The sequence below is a fragment of the Streptomyces scopuliridis RB72 genome (assembly GCF_000718095.1).
In the GTDB taxonomy this organism is placed as follows: Bacteria; Actinomycetota; Actinomycetes; order Streptomycetales; family Streptomycetaceae; genus Streptomyces; species Streptomyces scopuliridis.
On record NZ_JOEI01000003.1, the window covers coordinates 269,754 to 275,753 of the forward strand.

Consider the following 6,000-nt stretch of genomic DNA (forward strand, 5'->3'; position numbering starts at 1 on the left):
CACCCCGACGAGGTACGAACATAGTTGAGCCCGGGTCAATTCAGAAGGGGGTGGTTCCGCACGGAGCGCCCCCCGATCGGAGCAAGGACCGGAAGGTGCCTGATTCACCCCCCTCCCACCCCCTCCCGCGCCCGCGCTGACCTGCGTTCCTCCGGCAATACCCGCGCTTTTGCCCGTGCGGGGCCGCGAACGGCCTCCGGTCACACAATCTGTCGCGCCTGTGGACAAACACCGGGCCCCGTTGCGTCATGGGATGGTGAAGGCTGAGAACTCCCGGGGGACGACCCCCGCTCCATCGCCTACCGCGCGCGTTCTCGTGGTCGGCGGCGGCTATGTCGGGATGTACACCGCGCTGCGTCTCCAGCGGCAGCTGAAGAGCGGCGAGGCCGAGGTCGTCGTCGTGACGCCCGACCCTTATATGACGTATCAGCCGTTCCTGCCGGAGGCGGCGGCCGGGAACATCTCGCCCCGCCATGTCGTGGTCCCGCTGCGGCGGGTGCTGCCCGGCTGCACGCTCCTCATCGGCGAGGCCACGGCCATCGACCATGCCAAGCGCACCGCCACCCTGCGGACCCTCGGCTCCGAGGAGGAGGGAACGGGCACCGTCGAGGTCACCTACGACGAACTCGTCCTCGCGCCGGGCTCCGTCTCCCGTACCCTCCCCATCCCCGGTCTGGCCGACCACGGCATCGGCTTCAAGACCGTCGAGGAGGCCATCGGCCTGCGCAACCACGTCATCGAGCAGATGGACATCGCCTCCTCCACCCGCGACCCCGCGATCCGCGCCGCCGCCCTGACCTTCGTCTTCGTCGGCGGCGGCTACGCGGGCGTGGAGGCGCTCGCCGAGCTGGAGGACATGGCCCGCTACGCCTCGCGGTACTACCACAACATCAAGGCCGACGACATGAAGTGGATCCTCGTCGAGGCCACCGGCAAGATCCTCCCCGAGGTGGGCGAGGAGATGGGCAAGTACGCGGTACGCGAGCTGCGCGCCCGCAATATCGACGTACGGCTCGACACCCGCCTGGAGTCCTGCGAGGACCGGGTCGCCGTACTGAGCGACGGCGCCCGCTTCCGTACCCGCACGGTCGTCTGGACCGCGGGCGTGAAACCGCACCCGATCCTCGCGGCCAGCGATCTGCCGCTGAATGAACGGGGCCGCCTCGTCTGTACGGCGAAGCTCTCCGTCGACGGCGCCGAGCACGCCTGGGCGGCCGGCGACGCGGCGGCCGTCCCCGATCTGACGGCGGACGAGCCCGGCAAGGAATGCGCGCCCAACGCCCAGCACGCGGTACGCCAGGCCAAGGTCCTCGCCGAGAACATCCTCGCTTCCCTGCGCGGCGAACCCCTCCAGGACTACCGTCACGCCTACGCGGGCTCCGTCGCGTCCCTCGGCCTCCACAAGGGCGTGGCGCATGTCTACGGCCGTAAGCTCAAGGGCTATCCGGCCTGGCTGATGCACCGCGTGTACCACCTCAGCCGCGTCCCCACCTTCAACAGGAAGGCCCGCGTCCTCGCGGAATGGACCCTTTCCGGGCTCTTCAAACGGGAGATCGTCTCCCTCGGTTCGCTGGAGCACCCGCGCGCCGAATTCGAACTCGCCGCAGGAGGCGAACGTCCCGAACGCCCCAAGGACACGTAGAAGCCGGACACGTAGAAGACACGACTGGCCCCGCTGTCAGTGCGGTCGGCCACACTGGACGTGTGACCATAGGTGGGTTCACATCTGCACAGAGTGATCCGGCCCGCTCGGCGCAATCCGGCCCCGACGACCTGCCCCGGCTCGACCAGCCCGGCCAAGACGAACAGCAAAACGACACCATGAGGCCTGAGAATCCGTGAACTTCACGCGTTGGAGCGCCCGGCTCCCCGGTACGCAGCGCCGCGCCGCCGCGCGGACGGGCCGCGGTTCCGTGCCCGCGGCCCGTGGTGAGTACGAGCAGCAGCCCGACCCCGAGCCCGACCCGGCCCCTGTAACGGACGTTCCCGCTCTCGAAGACCTCTCCGTACGGGAAATCCTCGGCGGACTGCCCGCCCTGGTCGCCCTGCTGTACGGCCCCGAGCACCGGGTGGCGTACGTGAACGACGCGTACGCAGCCGCCTTCGGCCCGCGTCCGCTCGGCGCCACGGCGGCCGAGAGCTGCCCCGAGCTGGCCGAGCTCGGGCTGTTCCCGCTGCTCGACCAGGTGCTCCGCAGCGGAAGGCCGCGCACGGTCAAGTCACGCAAGGTCCAGGTCCGCGGCCGGCAGAAGGAGCAGGCCGACAGAGCGCAGGCCGCGCAGGGGGCCCAAGAGGGCTCGTACACCGTCACGTGCACCCCGGTCGACTGCCAGGGCTCCGGCGGCGTCCTCGTCTTCGCCGCCGATGTCACCGACCATGCCGAGGCGGCCGAGCGCCTTCGCACCAGCGAGCGCAGACACCGCCAGACCGCGGTCACCCTCCAGCGCTCCCTGCTCCCGCAGGAGCTGGAGCAGCCCGACGATCTGCGCGTCGCCGCCACGTACCAGCCGGGCGGCGAGGACGCGGCGGTCGGCGGCGACTGGTACGACGTGATCACGCTCGGCGCCGGGCGTACGGCCCTGGTCATCGGCGACGTCATGGGCCGGGGCGTACGCGCCGCCGCCGTCATGGGCCAGCTGCGCACGGCCGTCCGCGCCTACGCCCGGCTCGATCTCCCGCCGCACGAAGTCCTCCAGCTGCTCGACGGACTCGCCGCGGAGATCGACGCGAGCCAGATCGCCACCTGCGTCTACGCCGTCCATGACCCCAACGAGGGGCGGCTCGTGTACGCGTCCGCCGGTCATCTCCCGATCCTGGTACGGGCCGAGGACGGCTCGGTCCAGCGCGCGGCGGACCCGACGGGCCCGCCGCTGGGCACCGGCGGCTGGCTGCACTCCTCCGGCTCCATCCCGCTCCCGCCCGGCTCCACGGCCGTCCTCTACACGGACGGCCTGGTCGAGCGGCGCGGCGAGGACATCGACGAGGGCGTCGCCTCCCTGGAACGAGCGCTCTCCGGCGCGAAGGGTTCACCCCAGGTCGTCTGCGACCGGCTGATCCGCTCGCAGGGCGTCACGGCCGACCATGACGACGATGTCGCGGTGCTCGTCCTGCAACACCCGTCCCGCACCGGCCCGGACGCGGAGCTGTTCCACAACGCCGCGCTCGATCTGCTCGGCGGCATCGAGGCAGCCCCGCGCGCCCGCGCCTTCGCGATGGGGGTGCTCGCCTCCTGGCGCTTCCCCGTCGAGCTGCGCGACTTGGGAGTGCTGGCCACCAGCGAACTGGTCGCGAATTCCTTGCAGCACGGCACACCGCCCATGCGCCTCAGACTCCGGCGTACCGACCGCCGGCTGATCATCGAGGTGACGGACGGCGACGACCATCTGCCGCGCCGCCGCCGCGCCGAACCGGCGGACGAGGCGGGCCGCGGAATCTCGATCGTCGCGACGATCGCCTCGTCCTGGGGATCACGCCGTACGCCGGGGGGTGGCAAGGCGGTGTGGTGCGAGTTCGCACTGCCGCACTGACCGCCGCTTCACCGGACGGGGCCCAGCTGTCAGCGGGTCGGCGCCAAGGCGGCCTCGGGCTCGGTCTCCGGCTGGTGCCGGACGACCACGCGAGAGGTCGGTACGAGCGAGGGCTGGTCCTGTACGGGGGTGAGCTGCCGCCCCAGCCGGAGGGCCAGCACGGTGATGCCGAGCGAGAACAGCACGAACGTCACGATGTACGGACCGTGCAGCGCGGCCCCCATGGGACCGCCCACGGCAGGACCGACGGCCAGCGCGAGCTGCTTGACCAGCGCGAACGCCGAGTTGTACTGCCCGACCATCGACGCCGGGGCCAGATCGGCCACCAGCGGGGCCACGGTCGGCGACAGCATCGCCTCACCGAGCCCGAACAGCGCGTACGTCGAGATGAAGGCGACCGTCGCCACCATCTGACTGCCGTGCCCGAGCCCCGCGTATCCCGCGACGACCCAGGCGAGGGCCCAGATCAGCCCGACGGCCGCGATCACCCGGCTGCGCTTGCGCCGCTCGACCAGCCGCAACACCACGAACTGCGCGATCACGATCACCGCCGTATTGGCGGCCAGCGCGATCCCGAGCGTCGACGGATCGATCCCGGCCGCCTCTGTGCCGTACGCGGCGAGCCCCGACTCGAACTGCCCGTAGCAGGCGAAGAACAGCACGAACCCCAGCACGCAGAGCTGAAGCATGGCCCGGTGACTCAGCAGCGCCCGCATCCCGCCACCTCGGCCACCGGAGGCGGCGTCCTGGGGCCCGGCCGCCCCCGCGAGGACGGCCGGCCGGGGCAGCCGGACGGTCAGGGCGATGCCGGCCAGGACGAGGAACATCACGGCCTCGATGGAGAACAGCAGGGTGAAGCTTTCCGGCCTGCTCTCGTCGACGAGCTGCCCGCCGATCAATCCACCGACGCCGAGCCCGAGATTGGCCAGGAAGAACTGTGTCGCGAACGCCCGCGTCCGCGTCGTGGGCGACGAGCACCAGACGATCATCGTGGCCAGGGCCGGCTGCATGACGGCCGTACCGGCACCGAGAAGCGTGGCCGACAGCACGGCCGCCGGGACGCTCCCGGACACCCCCATGGCCAGCGCGCCCACGGACGCCAGCAGCGCGCCCCCCACCAGCACGGGCAGCGGCCCGCGCCGGTCGATGACCCGGCCGGTGAACGGAAGGACGACCAGTGCCGCCATGGCGAAGACCGCCAGCACGGCACCGGCCGTACCCGCGCCCAGGTCCCGTACCTGAGCCACATACACATAGAGATACGGAACCGTGAACCCGAGCCCGAACGCACTCAGCGCGTTCCCTGCCTGGATCCGGCGCATCGCTGCGCCCATCGCCCTGGTCACACTCACCTGCCTCAGAAGATCGAAGAACTGAAGTCTGAAGACTTCAAAGCTAAAGTTAGGGTCTTAACAATACACATCGAAGGACTTCAACGCCAGCAGAGGTGCGTGGCATACTGCCCCGATGTCCGACACCCCCGAGAAACCCGGTACGCCGGATCTCCAGGAGCCGAGCCTCGACGAGCAGATCGCCGTCTATCAGCGCGAGTTCCGGGATCTCGACCCCCAGGTCGAGCAGATCGTCTCGGCACTCGGCCGGCTGAACCGCCGTATGAACGTGGCGTACGGCCGGCAGGTCTCCGACCTCGGTATCAGCAACGCCGAGTGGGAGGTCCTCAAGACCCTCGTACTCGCCGGAGCCCCCTACCGCCTGGGTCCCGGCGAACTCGCCAAGCGCCTCGGTCTCACGCCGGCCGCCATGACCCACCGCATCGACCGCATGGCGGGCGAGGGCCTCGTCACGCGCGACCGCGACGAGAGCAACCGCGTCCGCGTCATCGTGGAGCTGACGGACGAGGGCCGTACGAAGTGGCTCGCGGCGATGAGGATGGCCTCCGACTTCGAGGAGGAGCTGCTCCAGGACCTGTCCGGAGACGAGCGCGGAGTCCTCGGCGAGATGCTGATCCGCCTCCTGCGCCGCGTGGAACACGCCCAGCCGGACGCGGGCGGACGCCTGACGGACCTGGACTAGAACAGGGTGGGAAGGCCGCGACGCGGGTGGTTTGACACGCCCCCGGTCGGTCCGTAAGGTTCTCCGAGTTGTCACAGGGCCGGAACGGTTCTGCGACGGCCACTCACGCCGCATCAGCGGCACCCAAACTCAGCACGATCTCCCAGCCGGGATTAATTTCGGCATGCCGAAATTAATTTCGAAGACTCGATTATGAGTCGTCTGCGGAATCCGCTAGAGTCTGGGACGTCGGAACGGCCCAACAGCCGGGACGACAAGCCCAGTCCGACTGGGAATCAGGCCCGAAAGGATCTGATAGAGTCGGAATCGCCGGAAAGGGAAACGCGAAAGCGGAAAACTTGAAGGCGGCCCCGCTCCGACGGGGAATCGGACACGAAAGAGTCTGATAGAGTCGGAAACGCAAGACCGAAGGGAAAAGCCCGGAGGAAAGCCCGAGAGG

Annotated in this window: 4 protein-coding genes; 3 read left to right on the forward strand and 1 reads right to left on the reverse strand. The window is 69.8% G+C overall.

The genetic code is table 11. The features are described 5' to 3' along the window. Positions 1 to 253: 253 nt before the first annotated feature. Both IF11_RS0104435 and IF11_RS0104440 read left to right on the forward strand, forming a co-directional pair. Entirely contained in the window at positions 254 to 1,642 is a 1,389-nt protein-coding gene (locus IF11_RS0104435) for an NAD(P)/FAD-dependent oxidoreductase (RefSeq protein ID WP_051745482.1), read from the forward strand. A gap of 196 nt (positions 1,643 to 1,838) precedes the next feature. Next, positions 1,839 to 3,527, forward strand: coding sequence for an ATP-binding SpoIIE family protein phosphatase (locus IF11_RS0104440; protein ID WP_030350066.1), 1,689 nt, complete (start codon positions 1,839 to 1,841; stop codon positions 3,525 to 3,527). A gap of 29 nt (positions 3,528 to 3,556) precedes the next feature. Here IF11_RS0104440 and IF11_RS0104445 read toward each other — a convergent pair whose 3' ends face one another. After that, entirely contained in the window at positions 3,557 to 4,861 is a 1,305-nt protein-coding gene (locus tag IF11_RS0104445; protein ID WP_206300673.1) for an MFS transporter, read from the reverse strand. 133 nt (positions 4,862 to 4,994) lie between these two features. Between IF11_RS0104445 and IF11_RS0104450 the strand changes: the two genes are divergently transcribed. After that, complete coding sequence (locus IF11_RS0104450) at positions 4,995 to 5,561, forward strand: MarR family winged helix-turn-helix transcriptional regulator (RefSeq protein WP_030350068.1); 567 nt, start codon at positions 4,995 to 4,997, stop codon at positions 5,559 to 5,561. Positions 5,562 to 6,000: the final 439 nt, after the last annotated feature.